The 23,613-nt window shown below is 33.5% G+C and carries 24 protein-coding genes; 11 read left to right on the forward strand and 13 right to left on the reverse strand.

What is annotated here, in order from left to right; all coding sequences use genetic code 11:
• Positions 1 to 4 precede the first annotated feature (4 nt).
• From nosZ to B0I03_RS09860, 8 genes are read left to right on the forward strand one after another with little or no spacing between them, the layout of a single operon-like run.
• Entirely contained in the window at positions 5 to 1,984 is a 1,980-nt protein-coding gene (gene nosZ / locus B0I03_RS09825) for a Sec-dependent nitrous-oxide reductase (RefSeq protein ID WP_111567254.1), read from the forward strand.
• Between the two features lie 53 nt (positions 1,985 to 2,037).
• A complete protein-coding gene (locus tag B0I03_RS09830) occupies positions 2,038 to 2,631 on the forward strand; it encodes a hypothetical protein (protein WP_111567255.1) in 594 nt (197 codons plus the stop codon).
• Between the two features lie 2 nt (positions 2,632 to 2,633).
• Positions 2,634 to 3,059 (forward strand): nitrous oxide reductase accessory protein NosL, encoded by a 426-nt coding sequence (locus B0I03_RS09835; RefSeq protein ID WP_111567256.1) that lies wholly within the window; start codon positions 2,634 to 2,636, stop codon positions 3,057 to 3,059.
• Complete coding sequence (locus tag B0I03_RS09840) at positions 3,059 to 4,291, forward strand: nitrous oxide reductase family maturation protein NosD (RefSeq protein WP_111567293.1); 1,233 nt, start codon at positions 3,059 to 3,061, stop codon at positions 4,289 to 4,291. Before B0I03_RS09835 ends, B0I03_RS09840 begins: the two co-directional genes overlap by 1 nt.
• Positions 4,288 to 5,010: an ABC transporter ATP-binding protein gene (locus B0I03_RS09845; RefSeq protein ID WP_111567257.1), complete on the forward strand. Its 723-nt coding sequence runs from the start codon at positions 4,288 to 4,290 to the stop codon at positions 5,008 to 5,010. The genes B0I03_RS09840 and B0I03_RS09845 overlap by 4 nt, the downstream gene beginning before the upstream one ends.
• A complete protein-coding gene (locus B0I03_RS09850; RefSeq protein ID WP_111567258.1) occupies positions 4,994 to 5,761 on the forward strand; it encodes an ABC transporter permease subunit in 768 nt (255 codons plus the stop codon). The genes B0I03_RS09845 and B0I03_RS09850 overlap by 17 nt, the downstream gene beginning before the upstream one ends.
• Positions 5,762 to 5,784: 23 nt before the next feature.
• Complete coding sequence (locus tag B0I03_RS09855; RefSeq protein ID WP_111567259.1) at positions 5,785 to 6,156, forward strand: group III truncated hemoglobin; 372 nt, start codon at positions 5,785 to 5,787, stop codon at positions 6,154 to 6,156.
• The gene (locus B0I03_RS09860; protein ID WP_111567260.1) at positions 6,156 to 6,599 is read left to right on the forward strand and encodes a copper resistance protein CopD; all 444 of its coding nucleotides are present in this window, start codon (positions 6,156 to 6,158) and stop codon (positions 6,597 to 6,599) included. The genes B0I03_RS09855 and B0I03_RS09860 overlap by 1 nt, the downstream gene beginning before the upstream one ends.
• A gap of 68 nt (positions 6,600 to 6,667) precedes the next feature.
• Here the strand turns inward: B0I03_RS09860 and B0I03_RS09865 are convergent, their stop codons facing one another.
• The 3 genes from B0I03_RS09865 to B0I03_RS09875 all read right to left on the reverse strand — a co-directional run bounded on the left by B0I03_RS09865 (position 6,668) and on the right by B0I03_RS09875 (position 9,105).
• On the reverse strand, positions 6,668 to 7,222 hold the full coding sequence (locus B0I03_RS09865) for a fasciclin domain-containing protein (protein WP_111567261.1): 555 nt from the start codon (positions 7,220 to 7,222) through the stop codon (positions 6,668 to 6,670).
• 78 nt (positions 7,223 to 7,300) lie between these two features.
• Entirely contained in the window at positions 7,301 to 8,470 is a 1,170-nt protein-coding gene (locus tag B0I03_RS09870; RefSeq protein ID WP_111567262.1) for a hypothetical protein, read from the reverse strand.
• 47 nt (positions 8,471 to 8,517) lie between these two features.
• Complete coding sequence (locus B0I03_RS09875; protein WP_111567263.1) at positions 8,518 to 9,105, reverse strand: Crp/Fnr family transcriptional regulator; 588 nt, start codon at positions 9,103 to 9,105, stop codon at positions 8,518 to 8,520.
• Positions 9,106 to 9,225: 120 nt separating this feature from the next.
• On the opposite strand from B0I03_RS09875, the gene B0I03_RS09880 reads away from it, so the two are divergent.
• The 3 genes from B0I03_RS09880 (at position 9,226) to B0I03_RS09890 (ending at position 12,609) form a co-directional block, all read left to right on the forward strand.
• Positions 9,226 to 9,600 (forward strand): hypothetical protein, encoded by a 375-nt coding sequence (locus B0I03_RS09880; RefSeq protein WP_111567264.1) that lies wholly within the window; start codon positions 9,226 to 9,228, stop codon positions 9,598 to 9,600.
• A 116-nt stretch (positions 9,601 to 9,716) separates the two neighbouring features.
• Complete coding sequence (locus B0I03_RS09885; RefSeq protein WP_111567265.1) at positions 9,717 to 10,562, forward strand: hypothetical protein; 846 nt, start codon at positions 9,717 to 9,719, stop codon at positions 10,560 to 10,562.
• Positions 10,563 to 10,623: 61 nt separating this feature from the next.
• Positions 10,624 to 12,609: a TonB-dependent receptor plug domain-containing protein gene (locus B0I03_RS09890; protein WP_111567266.1), complete on the forward strand. Its 1,986-nt coding sequence runs from the start codon at positions 10,624 to 10,626 to the stop codon at positions 12,607 to 12,609.
• A gap of 27 nt (positions 12,610 to 12,636) precedes the next feature.
• Here the strand turns inward: B0I03_RS09890 and B0I03_RS09895 are convergent, their stop codons facing one another.
• The 10 genes from B0I03_RS09895 to B0I03_RS09940 all read right to left on the reverse strand — a co-directional run.
• On the reverse strand, positions 12,637 to 13,074 hold the full coding sequence (locus B0I03_RS09895) for an RrF2 family transcriptional regulator (RefSeq protein ID WP_111567267.1): 438 nt from the start codon (positions 13,072 to 13,074) through the stop codon (positions 12,637 to 12,639).
• A 94-nt stretch (positions 13,075 to 13,168) separates the two neighbouring features.
• A complete protein-coding gene (locus B0I03_RS09900; RefSeq protein WP_111567268.1) occupies positions 13,169 to 14,494 on the reverse strand; it encodes a cbb3-type cytochrome c oxidase subunit I in 1,326 nt (441 codons plus the stop codon).
• Entirely contained in the window at positions 14,491 to 14,922 is a 432-nt protein-coding gene (locus B0I03_RS09905; RefSeq protein ID WP_111567269.1) for a c-type cytochrome, read from the reverse strand. The genes B0I03_RS09900 and B0I03_RS09905 overlap by 4 nt, the downstream gene beginning before the upstream one ends.
• Positions 14,922 to 16,445 carry an L-aspartate oxidase gene (nadB, locus tag B0I03_RS09910; RefSeq protein WP_111567270.1) on the reverse strand — a complete coding sequence of 508 codons (1,524 nt, stop codon included), beginning with the start codon at positions 16,443 to 16,445 and terminating at the stop codon, positions 14,922 to 14,924. Before nadB ends, B0I03_RS09905 begins: the two co-directional genes overlap by 1 nt.
• Positions 16,446 to 16,451: 6 nt before the next feature.
• Positions 16,452 to 17,387, reverse strand: a complete 936-nt coding sequence (gene nadA, locus B0I03_RS09915) for a quinolinate synthase NadA (RefSeq protein WP_111567271.1) — start codon at positions 17,385 to 17,387, stop codon at positions 16,452 to 16,454.
• A 36-nt stretch (positions 17,388 to 17,423) separates the two neighbouring features.
• Complete coding sequence (locus tag B0I03_RS09920; protein ID WP_111567272.1) at positions 17,424 to 17,858, reverse strand: RrF2 family transcriptional regulator; 435 nt, start codon at positions 17,856 to 17,858, stop codon at positions 17,424 to 17,426.
• Between the two features lie 33 nt (positions 17,859 to 17,891).
• A complete protein-coding gene (locus B0I03_RS09925; protein ID WP_245903006.1) occupies positions 17,892 to 18,614 on the reverse strand; it encodes an anaerobic ribonucleoside-triphosphate reductase activating protein in 723 nt (240 codons plus the stop codon).
• Entirely contained in the window at positions 18,571 to 18,735 is a 165-nt protein-coding gene (gene nrdD, locus B0I03_RS13325) for an anaerobic ribonucleoside-triphosphate reductase (RefSeq protein ID WP_111567273.1), read from the reverse strand. The genes B0I03_RS09925 and nrdD overlap by 44 nt, the downstream gene beginning before the upstream one ends.
• On the reverse strand, positions 18,716 to 20,833 hold the full coding sequence (locus B0I03_RS09935; RefSeq protein ID WP_111567274.1) for a ribonucleoside triphosphate reductase: 2,118 nt from the start codon (positions 20,831 to 20,833) through the stop codon (positions 18,716 to 18,718). Before B0I03_RS09935 ends, nrdD begins: the two co-directional genes overlap by 20 nt.
• A 1,451-nt stretch (positions 20,834 to 22,284) precedes the next feature.
• Positions 22,285 to 23,613, reverse strand: a 1,329-nt coding sequence (locus B0I03_RS09940; protein WP_111567275.1) for an OmpA family protein, incomplete at its 5' end; no start/stop codon positions are given.

Genomic DNA, 23,613 nt, shown 5'->3' on the forward strand with positions numbered 1-23,613 from the left:
TATCATGAAAAATAAATTTGTACAGGCAATTTTAGTAATTGCCTTGGGAAGTGCGTTTGTGACTTCTTGTAAGCCAAAAAGCTCAGGAGATGCTGTAAGTGGCGACGCTGCTGAGAAAGCGTATGTTGCACCAGGAAAATACGATGAGTTTTACAATTTCGTTTCAGGTGGTTTTAGTGGACAATTAAGTGTTTATGGATTACCAAGCGGACGTTTATTCAGAGTTATTCCTGTATTTTCGGTTGACCCAGAAAAAGGTTGGGGATACAGCGAAGAAACAAAACCAATGTTAAACACTTCTCACGGATTTGTGCCTTGGGACGATTTACACCACACCGAAATGTCTCAAACTAACGGTGAAGTTGATGGTCGTTGGGTTTTTGGGAATGCTAACAATACCCCACGTATTGCTAGAATTGATTTAAAAACATTTAAAACGGCTGAAATTATCGAGCTTCCAAACAGTGGAGGTAATCACTCTTCTCCATTCATTACAGAAAATACAGAATATGTGGTAGCGGGTACTCGTTTTAGTGTTCCTGCCGATTATTCTAATGGAGACGTTCCAATCAATACTTATAAAGAAAATTACAAAGGACATATCAGTTTTGTAAGTGTTGATAAAAAATCGGGAGAAATGGATTTGGCTTTCCAAATTGTAACTCCAGGTGTAAATTTTGACCTTTCGCATGCTGGTAAAGGAAAATCTCACGGATGGTTCTTTTTCTCTTGCTACAATACAGAACAAGCCAACACATTGTTAGAAGTAAATGCTTCTCAAAAAGATAAAGACTTTATCATGGCTGTGAACTGGAAAAAAGCAGAAGAGTACATCAAAGCAGGAAAAGGTAAAAAACAGAAAGTGAAATATGCGCACAACACTTGGGATGAGCATACACACTCTGCTAAATCTGTTATGAAAGATGAAGTATTGGTTTTAGATGCTTCTGAATTAAAAGATATTTGTTATATGATTCCTTGTCCAAAATCACCTCACGGTTGTGACGTTGACCCAACAGGAGAATTCATCGTAGGTTCTGGTAAATTAGCAGCTTTAATTCCTGTATTTAGTTTTGATAAATTACAAGCAGCTATAAAAGGGAAAAAATTTGAAGGCGACTATGGAGGAATTCCAGTTGTGAAATACGAAGCAGCTTTACATGGTGAAGTTCAAAAACCAGGTTTAGGTCCATTACACACTGAATTTGACGGAAAAGGAAATGCTTATACGACTTTCTTCGTTTCTTCTGAAGTAGTGAAATGGGATATCAAAACCTTAAAAGTATTAGACCGCGTTGCAACTTATTATTCAGTAGGTCACTTATGTATTCCTGGTGGAGATAGTAAAAAACCATTTGGAAAATACTTAGTAGCGTACAACAAAATTACAAAAGACCGTTATTTACCAACAGGTCCAGAGTTAGCGCAATCAGCACAAATATTTGATATTAGTGGCGATAAAATGAAACTAATTTTAGATTTCCCAACTATCGGAGAACCGCATTATGCACAAGCAGCTCCAGCAGATTTAATTCGAAACAATGGGCAGTTGAAATTCTATAAATTAGAAGATAATAAACATCCATACGCTGCAAAAGGTGAAAAAGAAGCGAAAGTGGTTAGAGAAGGAAACAAAGTGCATGTGTACATGACATCTATCCGATCTCACTTTGCTCCTGATAATATTGAAGGTGTTTTCCTTGGTGATGAAGTATATTTCCACGTAACCAACTTAGAACAAGATTGGGATGTACCTCACGGATTTGCTGTGAAAGGTGCTAACAATGGTGAATTATTAATTATGCCAGGAGAAACTACTACATTAAAATGGATTCCAGATAGAGTAGGAACGTTCCCATTCTACTGTACCGACTTCTGTAGTGCATTACACCAAGAAATGCAAGGATACATTAGAGTATCTCCAAAAGGTTCAAATGTTCCATTACAATTTAGTTTAGGAACAAACGTACCAGCAACAAAATAAATTTTTAACAAAAGGGACAAAGTAACTTTTGTCCCTTTTTTAAACTCAATTGTATGGAAACTACAAAACTTGCTTTAGTTTCAAAAATCTTTTTATTTATTATCGCAGGATTGTTTATAGGTTCTTTATTTGTTCCTATGTGGCAAATCGATTTAGATGCGCCTCAATATCCTGAAGGTTTGGTGCTAAAATTACATGCTAATAAAATTGGTGGCGATGTAGAAATCATTAACGGTTTAAATCACTACATCGGAATGGCAACTTTACATACCGAGAATTTTATCGAATTTAAAATTTTGCCTTACATCATTGGTGCTTTCGCTTTGATTTCTTTAGCTTTAATTTTTATCAATAACAGAAAATTCGTACTAGCTTTTTTCGGAACCTTTATACTTTTCGTTATCTTAGCAGGAGTAGATTTTTACCGATGGAATTACGAATACGGACACAATTTAGATCCAAATGCCGCAATTAAAGTTCCTGGAATGGCCTATCAACCACCGTTAATTGGATACAAACAATTATTGAATTTTGGAGCCTATTCAGTTCCAGATATTGGAGGATGGTTTTTAATTGCAGCTGGTGCAATGTTATTTTACATTGTATTTAGAGAATTCAATTTATTCAAAAGAAAACAAACTATTTAGTTATGAAGAAGATTGTACTTTTATTTTCGTCGCTTTTTATTATTTCTTGCGTTTCTAATGAACCAAAACCTATCAAATTAAATGTAGATACTTGCGAGTTTTGCAAGATGACCATTTCAAACGGAAAATTTGGTGCCGAATTATTGACCAAAAAAGGTCGCTACTACAAGTTTGATGATTTGTCTTGCATGTTGTTATACGCAAAAGAAAATACGAATGTGCAAGTACAATCTTTCTTTGTTAACGATTATGCAAAAGACAATACTTTAATTCCAGCCGAGCAATGTTTTTACTTGCGTGGAGGTTCTATAAATTCTCCTATGCGAGGTAATTTTGCAGCGTTTGCATCTGATAAAGACCAAGACAATTTTCAAAAACAACTTAATGCCAAAACGTTAACTTGGGAACAAGTTTTCACAATGTATTAATGAAAAAAATTAGTTTCATAGTATTCCTTTTGTTTTTTTCAATTGGGAAAGCAGCTATTATTCAGGTAGGAGCTAACTTTCCAGTGAAGAAAATCAAGCAAGCCCTTGCAGTAGCAAAAGATGGCGATACGATTCTTGTACATTCGGGCATTTATAAAGAGGGAACGATTTTAATCAATAAAAAGATATATTTTATTGGAAAGAACTTCCCTGTTTTAGATGGTCAGAATAAAAAAGAAGTGTTGTCCATCAACGCCAATGATGTAGTGGTAAAAGGATTTAAAGTTATAAATTCAGGTCACGCCGCGTTAAATGATCCTTGTGGTATTCGTGTTTATGATAAAAATAACGTCACAATTCAGGGTAATATTCTCGATAATAATTTCTTTGGAATTTACCTTCAAAACAGTACAAATTGTATCGTTAAAAATAACGTAATTAAAGCTTACGGTAAAGCCGAACAGTTAATCGGAAACGGAATTCACTGCTGGAAAAGTAATAATTTACAAATCATCGGAAACAAAATCACAGGTCATCGTGACGGCATTTATTTCGAATTTGTAACTCAATCTGTCATTTGGAGAAATATTGCAAACAATAACATTCGTTACGGATTGCATTTTATGTTTTCTAATGACGATGCTTACATAACCAATGTTTTCAAAAACAATGGAGCAGGAGTAGCCGTAATGTTTACTAAAAACGTAAAAATGTTTAATAACTATTTCGAGGAAAATTGGGGCGATTCAGCTTATGGATTATTACTGAAAGAAATCGCAGATAGTTATATTTTCAACAATCGATTTGCTCGAAATACTTCTGGTATTTACATGGAAGGAACGTCTCGAATCAAAGTTGAGAAAAATAGTTTCGAATCGAATGGTTGGGGAATGAAAATCCAAGCGAGTTGCATGGAAAATGAAATTGTGAATAATAATTTTCTAAAAAACACTTTCGATATCAGTACCAATGGAAGTTTGGTTTTAAATACGTTCAATGCGAATTATTGGGACAAATATGAAGGTTACGATTTGGACAAAGATGGAATGGGCGATGTTCCGTATCATCCGCTGAGTTTATTCGCTGTATTAACTGAAAACACGCCTTCCGCCATGTTGCTGTATCGGAGTTTTATGATTACGCTGTTAGATAAATCTGAAAAAGTATTACCCAGTATAACACCTGATAATTTTGTAGATAATAAGCCTTTAATGAAGTCACTGCCGCTATGATTGAGATAAAAGAATTACAGAAAAAGTTTGGAAAATTTGAAGTTTTAAAAGACATCAATCTTTCTTGTAAAAAAGGAGAATGTATCGCTTTAATTGGTCCGAATGGTTGTGGAAAAACCACTTTGATAAAATCGGTTTTAGGCATGGTTTTGCCTGATTCGGGTACGATTCATTTTAATGGAAATTCCGTTTTAGGTGAGTATTTGTATCGTGAAAAAATTGGATATATGCCACAAATTGGAAGATATCCAGATAATATGACGATTGGTCAAATTATCGAAATGATAAAAAAGATTCGAAATTCATCAGATAATTTGGATGAAGATTTGTTGCACGCTTTCGAATTAGAAAAAATGTTTGATAAGCAAATGCGCACTTTATCTGGTGGAACTACGCAAAAAGTAAGTGCTGTTTTAGCTTTTCTTTTTAATCCAGATGTATTGATTTTAGACGAACCTACAGCAGGTTTAGATCCGTTAGCGGCTGAGGTTTTGAAAGAAAAAATCATCAAAGAGAAAGAAAAAGGAAAATTGATTTTGATTACATCGCATTTACTAAGTGAATTGGACGATTTAATTACCGAAATCATTTTTATGCAAGAAGGGAAAGTACATTTTCATCAAAAAGTGGAAGAATTAAAAACGACTACTGGCGAAGAGAAGATTTCAAAAGCAATTGCTAAAATTTTAAAGAACAAACAAAATGAACCGAATCATTAAAATTATATTATCCGACATTATCCGAAACAAAATCGTTTTGGCTTACACGCTGATTTTGTCTATTCTATCTTGGAGTTCTTTTGCATTAGAAGACAATTCTTCAAAAGGATTACTAACGATTTTAAACGTAATTTTATTCACGGTTCCGTTGGTTTCCATTTTATTTGCTACGATTTATTTGTACAACAGTGCTGAATTTATTGAGCTTTTACTAAGTCAACCTATCAAAAGAAAAAAGATTTGGTTGAGTTTGTTTTTCGGATTATCTACAGCGATGGTTTTTGCGTTTTTTATTGGGGCAGGAATTCCGTTGTTAGTCAATTCTCCTGATAGTATCGGTTTTATGATGTTGCTCAATGGTTGTTTGATTTCAGTCATCTTTGTCGCATTGGCATTTTTGAGTTCGATTTTAACCCGAGATAAAGCAAAAGGAATTGGTTTAGCGATAATGATTTGGTTGTATTTCGCGCTATTATTTGACGGAATGGTTTTGTTTTTACTTTTCCAATTAGCTGAATATCCAATCGAGAACATGATGGTTGGTATCACCGCTTTTAGTCCGATTGACTTAGCTCGAATTCAAATTCTTTTGCATTTAGATGTTTCCGCTATGATGGGATATACTGGAGCAATTTTTAAAGATTTCTTTGGGACTTCGGTTGGATTAATGGTTTCATTTGTGCTATTGAGTTTGTGGGCGATTGTTCCGTTTTTCATTTCGATGCGAAAATTCAATAAAAAAGACTTGTAATTGTTATTTAATCAAATTACAAAATGAAAACAGATATTAGAAATAGAAAGGATATTGAACTTTTAGTCGATACCTTTTATGATAAAATTAAAACTGATGCAGTTATCGGTTTTCTGTTTACGGAAATTGCCCAGGTAAATTGGGAAACTCATTTACCCAGAATGTACGATTTTTGGGAAAACATCTTGTTCTACACCGGAAATTACAACGGAAGTCCCATGCAAGTACACAAAGATTTACACAGTAAATGTCCTATGAATCCAGAACATTTTCAACATTGGGTAATCGTATTCACCACAACCGTTGATGAATTATTTGAAGGCGAAAAAGCCATTGAAATCAAAGAAAGAGCACTCAATATAGCCAATGTTATCATGTATAAAACGTTAGCGTAATGTATCATCATTTTTTATTAGTCATTCATTTATTGGCGGCAACCGTTTGGATTGGGGGGCATCTTATTTTGGCTACTCGCTATTTACCTGAAGCGATAAAAACTAAGGATTTAGAGAAACTTAAAACATTTAAAGATAAATTTGAACCTATCGGAATGCCTTCTTTAATTACGCTTGTGATTACCGGAATTTTAATGGCGTACGATTATGATGTTACTTTTACCAAATGGTTTTCTTTCTCAAACGGAATTGAAAAAGTAATTTCCATTAAACTTATTTTGTTTATTACTTCTTTAACATTAGCCATTTCTGCCCAACTTTTTATTTTTCCAAAACTTACACCTAAAAGATACCATTACGTTACGATTCTTATCATAGTAGTAACTCTGATTGCAATTTCAATGTTGGTTTTAGGATCTTTAATCCGATTAGGAGGGTTATAAAATAAAAAGCGTAAACTGTTAAAGTCTACGCTTTTTACCTTTATAAAAGATGAATTAATAATTGTTTTTTATTTTGGAAGTAAAACGTCGCCAATTACATGGATAATACCATTTGATGTTTCAATGGAAGCCACAATTTCAGAACCGTTTACGAATGTTTTTCCGTCTTTTTTAGTGATTTTCACTTTTCCACCAAATACCATATCAAACTCTTGTCCGTCTTGCATATATTCTGCTTTCAACGAACCTACATACGTATGATAGCCTAAAATGTTTTCTAAATCGCCTTTTTTCTCAGATTTTAATAATCCTTCTACGGTTCCAGCAGGTAATTTATCAAATGCAGCATTGGTTGGTGCAAATACAGTAAAAGGACCAGCATTACTTAAAGAAGTTACTAATCCTGCAGCTTTTACTGCCGTAACTAAAGTGGTGTGATCTTTGCTTCCAATTGCAGTTTGCACAATGTTTGGATTTGATGTTGCATCTACTACATTTTCTTGTCCTCCAGTTGGTACTTCTGTAGATTCTGATGTTGGTTCTGATGCTGTTTCTTCGCCTTGTTTACATCCAAAGGTGATTAGTAAACTGGCTAACAATAAAGTTTTAATGGAATTTTTCATAATTTGAATAATTTATACACACAAAGTACTTGATTATCTGCTCATTATTTTATGCGTAGAATCATAAAAAATACTTTTTTATCCTTTTTTTGTAAAAAAAGATGTCCATAAAATACTAGCGAAAAGAAGTATGGCAATTCCGAACAAGGCTTCATTAATAAAAGGAATTAATGTATAACTAAAAGACGCAACACCTTGAATTCCTAACACAACTTCATTCAAAACAACGCCAATGCTAAATAATACTAGTCCTAAAACGGTTTTCTTATTCACTGCTATAAAATCATTCACATAAATATAAAACAATAGAAAAAGCGAAATAATAGCTAACAAAATCAGATGTAAATAAGCAATTATTATAGGTCTAAAACCAAAGGCTAATTTACTAATTGCAGGAACGGTGGAACCTAATTGTAATAGGAACTTCGCACTCAAAGCAAAACTGATAAATAAAATCAGATATTTTAAATAATTTGGAAGATTTACGAAGATGGATTTATTTTCTTTAAAAATAGTTTTAAATAGTAAATACCAAACAACTACTTGAACAATTGCCGAAATAGCAGTTAAAATATAAATTAGTAGTGGTAAATCTAACCAAAGCGTTGATAGAAAATACCCTGCAATACAGGACCAAAATAACCAAATAAACGATTGCGAATAAATGCGATTTGAGTTTGATGTTATTTTTAAATAATCCAATAACAATCCCATACAAGCAAAGAAAAACCAACCATTGTATTGAAAATGCAAGTAGTAATAAATAGAAGCTAAATATTCATTCTGATGGATGTTTTTAGTTGCCATCATATAAGCCAAAGCAAAAGTTCCCAAAGACGAAATCACATTAAAAAATAATGCTGCTTTGAACCATTTTGTTGCTACAGAAGAAGTTTCAATTTGTTTGCAATCTTTAAAGAAAGAATAAGCAAACCAATAAGAAACAAAAATAGAAAGGGTTGAAAAAGTAATCGAAATTGCTCCATAACCTTGCATAATAAAGGAAATTAGCATTACATAAGAGCAAATTAAATTCCCAATTAATATAAGATTGTATTTTTTAAATGTGATTTTATTGAGTGTATCGTGTTTTTGTAAAAAAGCGACTAGTAACGTCATTAAAGTATGGGTTACCCAACCTGCAAAAGCAAAATGAGAATGCGAATGTTGTACACTTTTTTGATCGAGAAGTGGAAATTCAAAAAGAATCTTGTAACGCATTAGAAGTCCTAATAATGCAACAAGCATTAGATTAAGAATCGAAAACCGAATCCAAAAAGTTGTTTTAAACGACATCAGTAATATAATTTGTGATTAATAATTTCCACTTTATTCGTTTTGCTCATTCTTGAAAGTTCTCGAATCACCGTTTCCACACGTAAACCTGTAAAGTTGGCAATTTCTTGTCTTGTAAATTCTACCAATTCTTTTTTAGGACAATCGGGGTTTTTGTGGGCATTTAAAAAAGCTAAAATTCGAAACTCCGGTTTTTGATTTACAATGTCTTTTGTAGTTTTTGCTTTGGTGTGAATTCGAGTCGCCATTAAATTCAAGAATTGTTTCTGAATAAAAGGATATTCTTCTAAAATTTTCAAAAACTTCTCCTTCGAAATTTTTATTATTTTCGAATCTTTAAAGGCTACGGCAGTCGAAGGATACAGTTCATCAATAAACAAAGGTGGTTCTCCAAAGCTCTGACCATTTTTAAAATAGCCTTGAGTAAATTCTTTTCCTTCGTCATTAGAATTGTACATTCTAACACAACCTTCAATAATTTGATAATAAAAATTCGCAGATTCTTCCTCGTGAAAAATGATTTCATTTTTCTTGTACTCCTTGGCAATAGCGCCCCAAGTAAATAATAAATCTAAATCTATCTGCATAAGGGGGTTATGTTATAGGTTTCAGTTATTTTAGAAAAGCACAAATTAATTTCAATAAAAGTAATAAAAATATGACTGAAATCATATTAAACCATAATTTATTTGGTGTAAATTTGTCCTATGAAACAATTACTAATCATATTAACCGCGTTAATGTTCCTGAAGCCAATACTTCCGGTTTTAGAGTATGCCGTGAATTATGATTACATTGTAACTAACCTTTGTGAGAACAAATCCAAACCCGAATTAAAATGTAACGGTAAGTGTCACTTGGCAAAACAATTGGCAAAAGCTTCCGAAAGCAGTTCTGAAAATTCTTCTGAAAAAAAGATATCTTTCGAACAAACTGAAATTGTATTTTTTCAGGAAATTCAACCTATAGAAATTAGACAAATTTATTTTTTAAATAAAACTTCTATTGGTAACAATTATTCTAACCTTTACTTTCACTTGAATGATTGTGCCTTCTTTCATCCACCCACATTTATTTCTTAATTAAATATTGGTTTTTGTTAGTTCATTTACTGAATTAACCCACTCAACTTATATCATAATTTCTCTGAAAATCACATTTCAGATGCAATTACAATCACTTTAATTAAAAAAATATAATGAAAATTTCAATAAAATATATTGTAGCCATTTTTGCTATGGCCTTAACTTTCGTGTCTTGTTCAAACGATGATGAAACTGCTGTAAATGAATTAGAAGGAATTACTAAATTTAAAGAAATCACTAACGATACACATACAATTGAATTGTATTCTCATATGGGAAGTCTAGAACAAGGATACAATGAAATTAGCCTACGAATCAAAGAAAACGCAACCAATAATTATATAAAAAATGCAGAAGTGAGTTGGGCTCCACTAATGCATATGACTATGATGACGCATTCATGTCCCTATTCTGCAGTAGAAAAAGTAACTGAAAACGGAACTTTATACAAAGGCTATATCATGTTTCAAATGGCTCAAAATGAAACCGAATACTGGGATTTAAAAATCGATTACACTATAAATGGTGTAGATTATACAGTTACAGATGTAATTGACGTGCCTGCTTCTGCAAAACGTAAAGTAAATACATTTACAGGTTCAGATGGTGTTAAGTATTTATTGGCTTACATTGAGCCTCATCATCCAAAAGTAGCGGTTAACGATATGAAAGTTGGTGTTTGGAAAATGCAAAACATGATGACGTTCCCAGTTGTTGATGGTTATACCGTAAAAATCGACCCAAGAATGCCAAGTATGGGAAATCATACCTCTCCAAATAACGTTCATGCGACTCAAACTTTAGCAGGTGGATTATACGATGGGAAATTATCGTTAACTATGACAGGTTATTGGAAAATCAACTTACAATTAGCTAACGCTGAAGGAACTATCTTAAAAGGAGAAGAAATCACAGAAACAGTTATTGCTAGTAGTATTTTCTTCGAAATCGAATTTTAATTTTTACTTATAAAAAAGGTCATTATAGTGTCATAACGACCTTTTTTAAAACTTTTATATCATGAAAAAATTAATAGTATTTTTTCTGTCACTTTCGTTTTGTTTTACTTTTAGTCAAGAAGCGGATTCTCTTAAAACCAAAGAACTTAAAGAAGTTTTGGTAGTGGGTACAAAAGCAGCTTTGCACGAAAAACAAACCAAAACACTTGCTACTTTAGACGAATTTCTTCAAAAATCAACTAAAGTAGATTTAATCAAAAGAGGTGCTTATGCTTGGGAACCCATCATCAACGGAATGGCAACCGAGCGAACCGTTGTTACCATCGACGGAATGCGAATCTTTGGTGCTTGTACCGATAAAATGGATCCAGTAACTTCCTATGTTGAAGTATCAAATTTGTCAGAAGCTACCATTTCTTCTGGACAACAAGGCAGTTGTCATGGAAATACAATTGGTGGTTCGATTGATTTAAAAAGAAGCCAACGTCAATTTACCAATGCGGGTTGGGAATTCTTCGTGAATTCAGGTTATGAAACGAATAATCGTCAGAAAATCATAGGTTCTGCCATCAATTATGCTGATAGTTTATTTTATGTGGATACCGATGTAATGTTTCGAGATGCCGAAAATTATAAAGCAGGAAATGATAAAGAAATTCGGTTTTCACAGTTCAGAAAATTGAATCTTTCCGCAACTTCGGGTTACCGATTGACGCCTAATAAAAACATTGAAGCTTCAGTAATTTTTGATAGAGCTACCGATGTTGGATATCCTGCATTACCGATGGATGTTTCTTTGGCGGAAGCTTTGATTACTTCGATAAAATTCAATTACAAACCAAGTTTTGATTCAATCGATAATTGGGAAACCAAACTCTATTTCAATACGATTACGCACACCATGGACGACACCAAACGCCCTGATGTTCCTATTCACATGGACATGCCAGGTTGGAGTGATACCTTTGGTTTTTATTCCAAAGTAAACGGGAAATACAAAAAACATCAATTTTTAGCCAATTTGAATTCGTTTTACAATCGTTCCGTTGCCGAAATGACGATGTATCCGTCTGATCCAAACGAAAACTTAATGTTTATGTACACTTGGCCTGATGTTCGTACCTTGTACACTGGAATTTATTTGGAAGATAATTTCGAAATCAACTGTCATTCTAATGTAAAAGTCAATACGAATTTAGGTTTTCATAATAACAATGTTGCGAGTGATTTCGGTTTGCAAAGTTTACAGATTTTCTATCCAGAAATGGAAGCTTCAAAATCTCGATTCCTAAAAAGTTTTTCCACTAATTATTTCTATAACAAGGACGGAATTTCGTATGGATTCGGAATGGGGTATGGCGAACGCGCTCCATCAGTTTCAGAAGGTTATGGTTTTTATTTGTTCAACAGTTTTGACGGATTTGATTACATCGGGAATCCCAATTTAAAAAACGAGAAATCATTAGAAGGAAATGCTAATATTGGATTCAAAAATTCGAAATGGCAAACCAAAATATCAGCATCGTATTTTCACATTTACGATTATATCATCGGAATTCCTGATGCTTCGGTAGCGCCTATGACTATTGGTGCTAATGGAATAAAAGTGTATACCGCTTTAGATTATGCGACTATTTTATCTTCCGATTTTACGGTAAGTTATCAATTATCAGATTTCTGGATTTGGAAAGGACAATTCGTATATAACTTAGGAAAAGACAATGAGAATAACGGTTTGCCTTTTATGAGTCCGTTTAATTACATGACTTCTGTCGGATTTAGACCAGGAAAATTCAGTTCGGAATTACAACTAAAAGGAAATGCTACACAAACTCAATACAATGCTTTTTATGGAGAAGACAAAACACCAGATTATGCGATTGTAAATGCCAATTTTGGATATAAATTCACTTTTGAGAAATCAAAAATGATGCTAAATATGGGTGTTGAAAACATGTTCGATGCCAATTATACTACTTATACCGATTGGAAAAATCTTCCAAGAATGGGACGAAATATCTTTATTAATTTGATGTTTCAGTTTTAAAAATACTACAAATTAGAAGAATTGGTTTTATAGCGATTTCAAGAAAGTTTCTCCTGACTTAATTCCCAAAGCTAATTCTTCTAAATTCGTGGTTTCTAGCATATGCGCTAGTTCATTACGAATACTTTTAAATTTATCATGCACTGGACAAGGATGTGTTTCAGAACATTGCGATAATCCTAATCCACAACCATGGAAAACGGCATCGCCATCAATGGCATCTACAATTTCAACTAAGAAAGTCTTTTTAATTCTTTTTATCGGAATATAAAATCCACCATTTACCCCTTTTACCGATTCGATAATCCCAGCTTTTACAAGTATTTGTAAAATTTTAGCTGTAAACGCTTGTGGCGAATCGATTTCTTTAGCGATATCAACAAAACCTACCTTTTTTTCTTCTAAGGAATGTTTGGCAATAAATATGGTAGCTTTTATAGCATAATTGCATGATTTTGAAAACATAAGCAATGATAAATTTGAAAGTATTAAGGGTCAAATATACAATGGAATTATGATATTTTACCTGATTTTTATCATCCTATTTTTTAGGATAAATTTATTCCTCAATCTTTAATTCATTTTTCTTCCAAGATTGAATAAACAGATATATGAAAAAACTCGCCATACTGAACATTAAAATCGTTCCAAAAATGATGAAAAGTAAAACCCAATTTCCACTAGAACTACTCATTTTACTGAAGCTTTCCGAAGTTAATCCAGCTTGCCAAATCGCGCGTTGAACGCCCATTCCAATTAAGGAAATTAGAAAAAGTAATAAGGTAACTTGTACCATCCAAAACGCAATGCTTCCATACAATCGCCATTTTACTGAGTTGAAAGTAGGTTTAATAAAGTAAAAAACACCAGCCAAAATAATCATCGTATTGATACCGATAGTAGTTCCCATCGCATGCGCCACCGTGATATGCGTTCCGTGCGTGTATAAGTTGATGGCTGGAATCGACATGAATAAGGCGAGGGTTAAGTTTAGCGTTACCCAATAATCAGAAGCCATTAAAAAGCGATAAGGGAAAAAGTAGTAAAATTGTTTGTTTTCTTTGATTTGTTGACTCCATTTGTAGAAAATACGAATTAAAATAATCCATTCGGTCATGCTCACCGCATAAGCAATGTAATGAATGTATTTTTCTGTTGGAAGTAAGTAAATATGATGTCCCCAATTGAACATCAAATTAAACATTCCTAGAAAATACATCGCAAAAGACAGTTTTTGATAGGACGATTTTTCATCTCCACTTATTTTTTCCATCAAATAAAAAGCAACACCATAAATGATTTGATTAATAGCTCCCACGAGCGAACCATTTACTTTCCACTGAATCGTCATATCGGCAATAAAATGTTGTCTGAAATAAGGAAAAATCCACAAATAGTTTTCGATGAAAGTGAAAATAAAGAAGATAATTCCAGTAAGCCACATCCAATAATACACAGGCCATTTTACAGAAAATCCAATTTGATGCAGATAGAAAACTAAGAAAATAATAAAAGAGAGAAAAATCGGTAAAGCCCAAACAGGATTGAATTCCCAATATTCTCTTCCGCCAAAATCACCTGTAAAATAGCTGTAGAAAATTCCAAGTAAAGCAATTACCCAAAGTGAAAAATGAAAATATTGTAAAAAAGTACCAAAACGTGTGGTTTTCATTTTCGCAATAATTAAAGTCAGAAAACCTAATCCTGCAGTTATAATCCCCAAATAAGCGCTACTCACATGAAGCGGACGAAGCGATAAAAATCCCATAACACCTGATTTTGGTTGGGTAATACGATAACTTTCGGAAGCTAAATGTCCAAAAAACAAACCTAATACAAACAGCACTAGGGCTATTCTGATGAGCCAAATTCCAAAATTCTTCATTTCTTTTCTAAACTAAAAGTTCCTATTATTTCAGGTTGGTAATCTTGCGGATTTGATGTTCCTGTGGCATCTACATTTTTTAAGAAGTGTAAAAGGCCATTCATTTCGTCATCAGAAATTTCAAAAGCAGGCATTTGTTTTACTCCCGATTTTATAATACCTTTAATATACGCTTCATTGTTAGCAGTTCTAGAATACAAATTTGTTAAATCCGGACCCAAATAACCGCCTAAACCATATAATTGATGACACGTATGGCAGTTGTTTTTCTGCCAAACCAATCGACCTTCGGCTACTAAATGAAGTTCTTTTTTAGAATAGGGGGTTGGGCTAAAAAGCGGAATGGCATAAATCCAAATGCTAAACGCTAGAAAACAAACGAAAAGCACCAAAAAAATGCGTTTTGGATGGACAAATAAGTTCAGCATTACGAAATAGTTTTTTCTTTTTTAACCGATTTTACTCGGTATCTTTTGGGTAAACAATCTTTTAAAATAATTTCTGCGGTTTGAATCAAATTATAAGTTTCACATAAAAACGGATGCGAATCATAATTTTTGAACTTCATTTTGAAGCGTTTGCTCATTTCGGTAACCATTTCATATACTTTTTCAGTATTTTTTCCCGAAGTGTACAAAGCATCGTATTTCATGAAATGTTGTAGTTGGTTTTTGAATTGCAAAATCTGGTCGTGATGAATGTTTTTATAACGAATTGGCGTAATTTCAGATTTATTCAATTTAATCGCATCTATTGATGAAATCAAATGATTCGCTAAATCATGCGCATAAACAATCGCTTCTAATAATGAATTTGAAGCCAATCGATTGGCACCATGAAGTCCGGTGTGCGAACATTCTCCTATAGCGAACAATTGTTTGATAGAAGTTGCTCCCGTTTCATCCACGACAATTCCGCCACATTGATAATGCGCTGCCGGAGTTATCGGAATTAAATCTTTTGAAACATCAATGCCATTTTCAAAACAATAGTTGTAAACCTTTGGAAATTTTGTTTTAAATGTGTCTATCGGCAAATGTGTAACATCCAGCCAAACGTGTTGCGAATGTTCTTTTTTCATTTGATCCGAAATGGCTTTCGAAACAATATCTCGTGTCGCTAATTCGCCATCAGGATGATATTGAAAAACAAAACGCTCCATTTTTTGATTCAAAATATGAGCTCCAAATCCTCGAATGGCTTCAGTAATTAAGAAAGCCTGACTTTTATTAGGTTCGTAAAGTGCTGTGGGATGAAATTGAATGTATTTCATTTTATCCAATTTAGCGCCCGCTCGATATGCCATTGCTACACCATCACCCGTAGAAACAAACGGATTTGAAGTCACACCAAACACTTGCCCAGAACCTCCAGTAGCTAAAACGGTTGCTTTTGCTACGATGGATGTCACTTCGCTTTTTTCATCAAATCCAATGATTCCGATGCATTTTTGATTGTCTAGTAATACATCTGTGGCAAAAAAGGAAGTTTTGATGGTAATATTCGGTAAATTCTGAACGACTTGAATCAACTTGGTTTCAATTTCTAAACCAGTTTTGTCTTTGTGGTGTACAATTCGGTTTTGGGAGTGACCGCCTTCTAATCCTAAATCCAATTCGCCTGAATTATTCTTATCTAATTCCACGCCCCATTGAATCAATTCTTGTAATCGGGCAGGAGCTTCTGTAATTACGTGTTCGACTACTTTTTTATCGCAAATGCCTTTTCCAGCAAGTAAAGTGTCTTGAATATGTTGTTGGTAACTGTCTTTGATAAAATCGTGTACAACGGCAATTCCGCCTTGAGCGTAATAGGTATTGCACTCGTCAATGGAAGTTTTGCTAAGTAAGGTAATTTGTAGGTTCGGATTTTGTTCACTGAGATATTTCGCAAGAGATAATCCCGCTAATCCTGTGCCTACTATGAGTATATCGGTTTCTAAATTTTGCATGATGTTTTAGTTTAGCGCTAACATTCTTTGAATTGGAAGTAAAGCTTTTTCGATGATTTCGTTGTCCAAATGCACTTCTGGACTTTCATCTTGTAAACATTGATAGAGTTTTTCTAAAGTGTTGACTTTCATAAACGCACACTCGCTGCACGCGCAAGTATTGTCTTCTTTTGAAGGTGCTGGGATTAATGTTTTGGTTGGATTATCCAATTGCATTTGGTGTAAAATTCCCGCTTCTGTGGCTACGATAAAAGTGTCGTTTGGACTGTTTTTTACATGATTCAACATGCCTGAAGTCGAACCTATGTAATGTGCTACTTTCAAAATATGCGTTTCCGATTCAGGATGTGCGATGATGGTAGCGGTAGGATGCTTTTTATATAAATCGATTAATTTTTCTAAAGAAAACGCTTCGTGAACAATGCAAGAACCTTCCCATAAAACCATATCACGACCTGTTTCAGCAATTAAATATTTTCCTAAATTTTTATCGGGAGCAAACACAATAGGTTGGTCTTCTGGAATGGATGCAATCACTTTTTTAGCATTGGAAGAAGTACAAACAATATCGGTTAAGGTTTTAACTTCGGCTGTGCAATTGATGTAAGTAACAACGGTATGATTCGGATATTTTTCTAAGAAATTCTTGAATTCATCTGGCGGACAACCATCGGCAAGGGAACAACCTGCTTTTACATCGGGAACGATTACTTTTTTATTTGGATTGACAATTTTAGCCGTTTCTGCCATGAAATAAACGCCAGCAAAAACGATAATATCCGCATCAACTTGCGATGCTTTTCTCGATAATTCTAAACTATCACCCACAAAATCAGCAATTTCTTGAATGGCTTCTTCTTGATAATAATGCGCCAGAATTACCGCATTTTTTCTTTTCTTCAATTCAAGAATTTTCTCTTTTAAATCCGAAGTTGTTTTCATTAGAGGATATTTTTATCTTTTATTTAATTAAATTTTTTAAAGCTTAAGGAAAGTCTCTCCGGTGTTGAATTCACTAATTAAATCCAAAAGAGAAGTTTCTTTCAGCGTTTTCTTCAAATTTTCACGTAATGGCTTGTACTTATGATGAAAGGGACACGGTTGTTTGTCGGAACAATCATGAAGTCCTAAACTGCATCGGTCAAATAAGTCATTTCCGTCGATAGCTTTTACGAGCTGTTCTAACTTAATGTGTTTCAATTGTACCTTTTCGATTTCAAAACCACCGCCATTTCCTTTAATCGATTTTATGATGTCGGCTTTTACCAAACGTTGTAAAATCTTAGCTGTAAAAGGTTCTGGTGATTCAATTTTTCTGGCAATGTCTCTAATACCGCAACGCTTGCCAGCAGACGATTCTGAGGCAATGTAAATGGTAGCTCGTATGGCATATTCACAGGTTTTTGAAAACATAGATAAAATTTACACAAAGTTAGGGATTTTAAATCATCGAAATATGATTTTAGTCATATTCTGATGGATATCCTTTTCCGAAATGGATTGCGAATCGGGTAGTGGTGCAATCGTGTTTTGATAATTTCTGAAATTTTGAATGTAATAGTTTTTATCATAACCTAATTCTAATAAAACGTCTTGCATAGCAACAATATCCTCTGGATTCAATAAAGAGGAATGATAAGTAGTTCGGATTTCAAATGGAATGGAACTTGCTTGAAGCAATTCAAAACAACTTAGAAATTGAACATAAAAATCCGATTTTGTAATCGCAAAAAACTTCTCTTTCGGACCTTTAAAATCCAAAGCCACATAATCGATGAAATTTTCTTCTATTAGTTTTTCTAGTACTTTGGGCTGACTTCCATTGGTGTCTATTTTTATTAAAAATCCTAAACTTTTCACTAATTTTATGAATGGGATAATGTCTTTATGTATCAAACATTCGCCACCGCTAAAAACTACGGCATCCAACAAATTTCTTCTCGATTTTAAAAACGAAATGATTTCGGAAAAGTAAAAAGCCCCTTTTCCGAAAACTATTTCGGGATTGTAACAATAATCACACTTCATATTACACCCCGCAAACCATAGGATACAAGCCGATTTATCGGGATAATCTAAAAGTGTGAAGGGTGTAAAACTATGAATGGCTTTTTTGTTCAGAAAATCAAGATTTACATTCTCTAAAGTGGGTTCGTTGTTTGTGTTCACCTTTTTTTCCAATATTAAAACTTTCTACGGGTCTGTGATAGCCCATTACTCGTGTATAAACCAAACATTTGGTTCTTTTTTCATTGTGTTGAAGCAAGGCTTCAGTGGTTTGTGTTTGCATAAGATGTTGTATTTAAGGTTGCTAATAATTCTTCATCGCATTTAGGACAATATTCGTGTTCGCCATTCAAATAACCGTGTTTCGGACAAACGCTGAAAACTGGAGTCACCGTGATGTAAGGTAATTTGAAATTCGTAATTACTTTTTTAATGAAATTACGACACGCTTCTACCGAACTTAGTTTTTCGTTCATATACAAGTGTAGAACCGTTCCTCCAGTGTACTGACATTGTAAATTGTCTTGTAATAGCAGAGCTTCAAACGGATCTTCGGTGTAATCAACTGGTAATTGTGAACTGTTTGTATAGTAAATATTTTCACCTTCACCCGCTTGAATTATGTCGGAATATCGTTTCTTGTCTTCTTTAGCAAAACGATAAGTAGTTCCTTCTGCCGGAGTGGCTTCTAAGTTGTATAAATTGCCTGTTTCTTCTTGATAAGCTCTCATTTTGGTTCGAATGTGTTCCAAAATTTCAGTTGCGAATGCCATTCCGTAGTCAGAAACAATATCTTCTTTTCCATTGGTGAAATTTTGAATCATTTCGTTAATTCCGTTCACACCAATTGTTGAAAAGTGATTTCTGAAATGAGGCAAATAACGTTTGGTATAGGGAAACAATCCTCTATCGTACATTTCCTGAATAAAAACGCGTTTTTTCTCTAATGTCGCTTTCGAAATTTCTAACAAACGATCTAAATCGGAATATAATTTGGCTTTATTACCTTTGTTTAAGTAACCTAATCGAGCCATGTTGATAGTCACCACGCCGATACTTCCTGTCATTTCCGCACTTCCGAATAAACCATTTCCTCTTTTTAATAATTCGCGTAAATCGAGTTGTAAACGGCAGCACATACTTCGTACGGCATTCGGTTTGTAAGCATTTGGATTTTCAACTTTATTGCCGTTTTCATCATAAGTGTATTGACTACCAATGAAATTTTGGAAATAAGACGAACCAATTTTCGCGGTATTTTCGAAAAGAATATCGGTGTTTTCTCCGTACCAATCAAACTCTTCGGTAATATTAACCGTTGGAATAGGGAAGGTGAACGGTTGTCCATGCGCATCACCTTCGGTCATAACCGTATAATAGGCTTTGTTGATGAGATTCATTTCTTTTTGAAAATGTTCGTAACGCATTTCGGTAATGTCTGAAACGCCTCTTTCTTTGGCTCTTTTTATAAAATCTTCTGAAGTAATTCCCTTGAAAAGATGCTGTTCGTTTCGTGTTGGGATTTGCTCTTTTAAGTCGTCAGGAACCACCCAATCTAAAGTAATATTCGTAAACGGCGATTGTCCCCATCGTGCAGGCACATTCAAATTGTAAACAAAACTTCGAATCGCTTTTAAAACATCTTCATACGATAAATTATCTTTGAAAACATAAGGAGCTAAATAGGTGTCAAACGAACTAAAAGCTTGAGCACCGGCCCATTCGCTTTGTAAAATTCCAAGAAAATTCGCCATCTGTCCTAATGCTTCTCTAAAATGATTCGGAGGACGACTTTCCACTCGACCACGAACGCCGTTAAAACCTTCATTCAATAAAACACGTAAACTCCAACCGGCACAATAACCCGTTAAGCAATCTAAGTCGTGAATGTGAATATCGCCATTACGATGTGCGTAGCCTTCTTCTTTCGAATAGACTTTGTCTAACCAATAATTTGCAATGATTTTTCCCGCGACATTATTTACTAAACCTGCATTAGAATATGAAGTATTAGCGTTGGCATTGATGCGCCAATCCGTTTGGTTAGTGTATTCTTCTATGGTTTGGGTGCTGTCGACATAAGTGGTGTCATCATTTAATCCTAAAACGTGTTCGCGCTGCAGTTTTCGGGTGTGACGGAACAACATGAAAGAACGCATCACTTCATAATGACCATATTCGAAAAGCGTTTTTTCAATTTTATCTTGGATATCTTCTACTGCCCAAGTGTCTTCGTGCGATAACAATTGGAACACGGTTTCAATTACTTTTAGATTTAAAGTTTCGCTTACACTGGCAAAAGCTTTTGTAATGGCTTCTTCTATTTTGAAAGGTTCAAAGGGTAAATACGTGCCATTTCGTTTGATTACAAATTTGTCCATAATGCAGAATTTTTATTGTGGTATGGAACAAATTTAAATATTAAAAAGACTTTTTAGTCTTGTTTGAATAAATAGTAATCAACAAATTATAATGTATTTTTGTTGATAAGTTGTTTTGATAAATAGAAGGTTAAATTTTAGTTATTGGAAATAAAAAAACCTGTAAAATTAATACTTTACAGGTTTTTTTGTGGAGCAGAGTGGAGGTGAATTGAACTTATTTAAAGAGGATTTAAAACTTTTACTTAATAAAATAGTAATTTTATCATTAGACTAATCAATAATTTTGTGGGTGATTTAAATACATTTAAGTGGCCAAAAATGACCAAAACATGTCTTGATGTAGCCTTGTGAGATATAACCGATTTGGTAGATAATAGGGTATCTTAATTAAGTCTAACTAAGTAAATTAAATAGTTGTATTGCTAATAAAGATATTGAGAAATTACAATTGATTAAAAATTTCTGAAATATTGTAGGGATGAGAATTTATTAAAGATAAAAGCCATTTTTTGGAGGTTACTATTTATTTCTATTGTATCTATACCCAGAAGTCATATCTCAACAAAGTTTATGGATGAAGTATTTCGCAATCCTAATCTCTACATAGAAATTGAGGAGAAAACTGCAAAAGCTATTGGAGCTGAATATATTCCAGATTTAGAAGTTTAGAGTTTATGCACAACTACCTGAAGGCTACGACCTACAATTATAAATTAGTACACTTTCTATTTTAGATTACATTTATGTAGTACTACATAGTCCAAGTTATTGAGAAAAACACAAAGAGTTTTAAAAATAGATTTTCCTCGAGTACCCTATCCAAAAGACTGAGGAACGTTTTGGAATCTAGAGGAATTAGATAGTGAGTTAAGTCAAATTCACTTAATGGAAATTGACGTTGTAGAAAAGTATTTACACAATATTCTGAAGATGGCAATAATGTTGTTACAAAACCAAAATTTGTTATTGATGATGACCACTAAGCTATGAATTCGGTAATCATTAGATTTTGAACATATTTACTATGCTTCCGAGCCAAAAATCTACTTGTTTTTTATAAAATCGTGTTTAATTTTGGTGTTCAGGAATATAACAAATTGATTATTTATGTTTCTATAACAAAATTATAAATTACAATTAGATTAAGCTAAGAATTATTTTAATAACTATAAAAAAATGAGCTAGAAAGACCTCTAGCTCATTAAAACTACAAAAGTTTTGTCCCCAAATCAAATTATAGAAAACTATAACCTAAATTTTAAATTAAAAGAGAGGCATCGATATAAAAACTACCCCCTAATTAGTTATGATTTTTTGTAATCAAAAAAAATATCTAGCCTCTCTTAAAAAAATATTCACTATTAAAAGAGAGGCTTCGATTAAATTGCGCCCCCAATCAAACTACTAATGGAATAGCTTGTATCTAGCCTCTCTTTATCAAATAGAAATTACAGTTTAACAATTATGAATTCACTTCTTCTGTTTTTTTGATGTTGTTCTTCGCTACAGTTAGATTGGTTTGTAGGTTCGCAACCACAATCGTTTACTAGTTGTGATTCTCCGTAACCTTTACCTGTTAGTCTATTTTTTGCGATGCCGTTTTTTACTAACCATGCGATGGTTGATTTAGCTCTTCTGTCTGATAATGCTTCGTTGTATTTAGCGGTTTGACGACAATCGGTATGAGAACGAACATCGATGTGCATGTTTGGATATTGTTTCATTACTTCCACGATTTTTGCTAATTCCACCGCTGCATCTGGTCGAATATTTGATTTGTCCAAATCGAAGTAAATTATATCAATACCTAAAGCTTTTCTTAAATCGTCACCAGGTTTCATAGGTTTCTCTGTTAGTTCTAAGGTGATTTTAGATTCTGTGATTCCTGGTTTGTTTGGAATAATAGCGGTTATCTCATTGGTGTTGTAATTTGGTTTTTCTACTCTAATTTTTAATTTGGTATCACATTCTACTGTTCCAAAATCGTACTTTCCATTGGCGTCAGAAGTAACGGTTTTAAGTTTATTTCCGCTATTGTCAAATAAAGTTACAGTTGCTGATACAATAGGTTCTTGAGAGTCAAAATCTACAATAATTCCTTTTAATTGTTGTTCACAATCTTTAGGAATTGAAGCCGTTTCTAAAAATTTGTAAATATCATCGTATCCTAAATTGTCTTCTTTTCTGTTAGAGGATACAAACCCTCTTTTCGATTTAGTATCAATAATAAAAGCAAAATCATCCATAGAACTATTTACAGGTTCTCCCACGTTTTTGATACTTCCAACAGTTCCATCATCTTTCAATTCGGTAACAAATACATCTAATCCGCCAAGTCCAGGATGTCCGTCCGAGGCAAAGTATAATTCGTTATCCTTTGAGATAAAAGGGAATGTTTCTCTAGCTTCAGTATTGATTTTGTTTCCTAAATTCACAGGAGTTCCAAAGCTACCATCTGCATTAATACTTACTTTAAAAATATCAGAAACACCAAGAGTTCCTGGCATATCAGAGGCAAAATACAACGTTTTTTCATCAGCACTTAAAGCGGGATGTGCTACACTGTAATTGTTATTATTGAATGGGAGTTCTTCAATGTTTGTCCATTTATCACCTTCTTTTTTAGCTCTATAAATTTTTAAAAGAATGGTTTGTTCTGAATTTTTACCTTTTTTTCCGTTAAGATAATTGTTTCGGGTAAAATACATGGTGTTTCCATCTTTTGTAAAAGCAGGGGTAGACTCATGATATTTTGAAGCTACACTTTTAGAGAATTT

It is taken from the genome of Flavobacterium aquaticum, assembly GCF_003259835.1.
In the GTDB taxonomy this organism is placed as follows: domain Bacteria; phylum Bacteroidota; class Bacteroidia; order Flavobacteriales; family Flavobacteriaceae; genus Flavobacterium; species Flavobacterium aquaticum.

Excerpts from the sequence above, each read along its gene's own strand:
- nosZ (WP_111567254.1), top strand. The coding sequence starts at position 5 with ATGAAAAATAAATTTGTACAGGCAATTTTAGTAATTGCCTTGGGAAGT.
- B0I03_RS09830 (WP_111567255.1), top strand. The coding sequence starts at position 2,038 with ATGGAAACTACAAAACTTGCTTTAGTTTCAAAAATCTTTTTATTTATT.
- B0I03_RS09835 (WP_111567256.1), top strand. The coding sequence starts at position 2,634 with ATGAAGAAGATTGTACTTTTATTTTCGTCGCTTTTTATTATTTCTTGC.
- B0I03_RS09840 (WP_111567293.1), top strand. The coding sequence starts at position 3,059 with ATGAAAAAAATTAGTTTCATAGTATTCCTTTTGTTTTTTTCAATTGGG.
- B0I03_RS09845 (WP_111567257.1), top strand. The coding sequence starts at position 4,288 with ATGATTGAGATAAAAGAATTACAGAAAAAGTTTGGAAAATTTGAAGTT.
- B0I03_RS09850 (WP_111567258.1), top strand. The coding sequence starts at position 4,994 with ATGAACCGAATCATTAAAATTATATTATCCGACATTATCCGAAACAAA.
- B0I03_RS09855 (WP_111567259.1), top strand. The coding sequence starts at position 5,785 with ATGAAAACAGATATTAGAAATAGAAAGGATATTGAACTTTTAGTCGAT.
- B0I03_RS09860 (WP_111567260.1), top strand. The coding sequence starts at position 6,156 with ATGTATCATCATTTTTTATTAGTCATTCATTTATTGGCGGCAACCGTT.
- B0I03_RS09865 (WP_111567261.1), bottom strand. The coding sequence starts at position 7,222 with ATGAAAAATTCCATTAAAACTTTATTGTTAGCCAGTTTACTAATCACC.
- B0I03_RS09870 (WP_111567262.1), bottom strand. The coding sequence starts at position 8,470 with ATGCTTGTTGCATTATTAGGACTTCTAATGCGTTACAAGATTCTTTTT.
- B0I03_RS09875 (WP_111567263.1), bottom strand. The coding sequence starts at position 9,105 with ATGCAGATAGATTTAGATTTATTATTTACTTGGGGCGCTATTGCCAAG.
- B0I03_RS09880 (WP_111567264.1), top strand. The coding sequence starts at position 9,226 with ATGAAACAATTACTAATCATATTAACCGCGTTAATGTTCCTGAAGCCA.
- B0I03_RS09885 (WP_111567265.1), top strand. The coding sequence starts at position 9,717 with ATGAAAATTTCAATAAAATATATTGTAGCCATTTTTGCTATGGCCTTA.
- B0I03_RS09890 (WP_111567266.1), top strand. The coding sequence starts at position 10,624 with ATGAAAAAATTAATAGTATTTTTTCTGTCACTTTCGTTTTGTTTTACT.
- B0I03_RS09895 (WP_111567267.1), bottom strand. The coding sequence starts at position 13,074 with ATGTTTTCAAAATCATGCAATTATGCTATAAAAGCTACCATATTTATT.
- B0I03_RS09900 (WP_111567268.1), bottom strand. The coding sequence starts at position 14,494 with ATGAAGAATTTTGGAATTTGGCTCATCAGAATAGCCCTAGTGCTGTTT.
- B0I03_RS09905 (WP_111567269.1), bottom strand. The coding sequence starts at position 14,922 with ATGCTGAACTTATTTGTCCATCCAAAACGCATTTTTTTGGTGCTTTTC.
- nadB (WP_111567270.1), bottom strand. The coding sequence starts at position 16,445 with ATGCAAAATTTAGAAACCGATATACTCATAGTAGGCACAGGATTAGCG.
- nadA (WP_111567271.1), bottom strand. The coding sequence starts at position 17,387 with ATGAAAACAACTTCGGATTTAAAAGAGAAAATTCTTGAATTGAAGAAA.
- B0I03_RS09920 (WP_111567272.1), bottom strand. The coding sequence starts at position 17,858 with ATGTTTTCAAAAACCTGTGAATATGCCATACGAGCTACCATTTACATT.
- nrdD (WP_111567273.1), bottom strand. The coding sequence starts at position 18,735 with ATGCAAACACAAACCACTGAAGCCTTGCTTCAACACAATGAAAAAAGA.
- B0I03_RS09935 (WP_111567274.1), bottom strand. The coding sequence starts at position 20,833 with ATGGACAAATTTGTAATCAAACGAAATGGCACGTATTTACCCTTTGAA.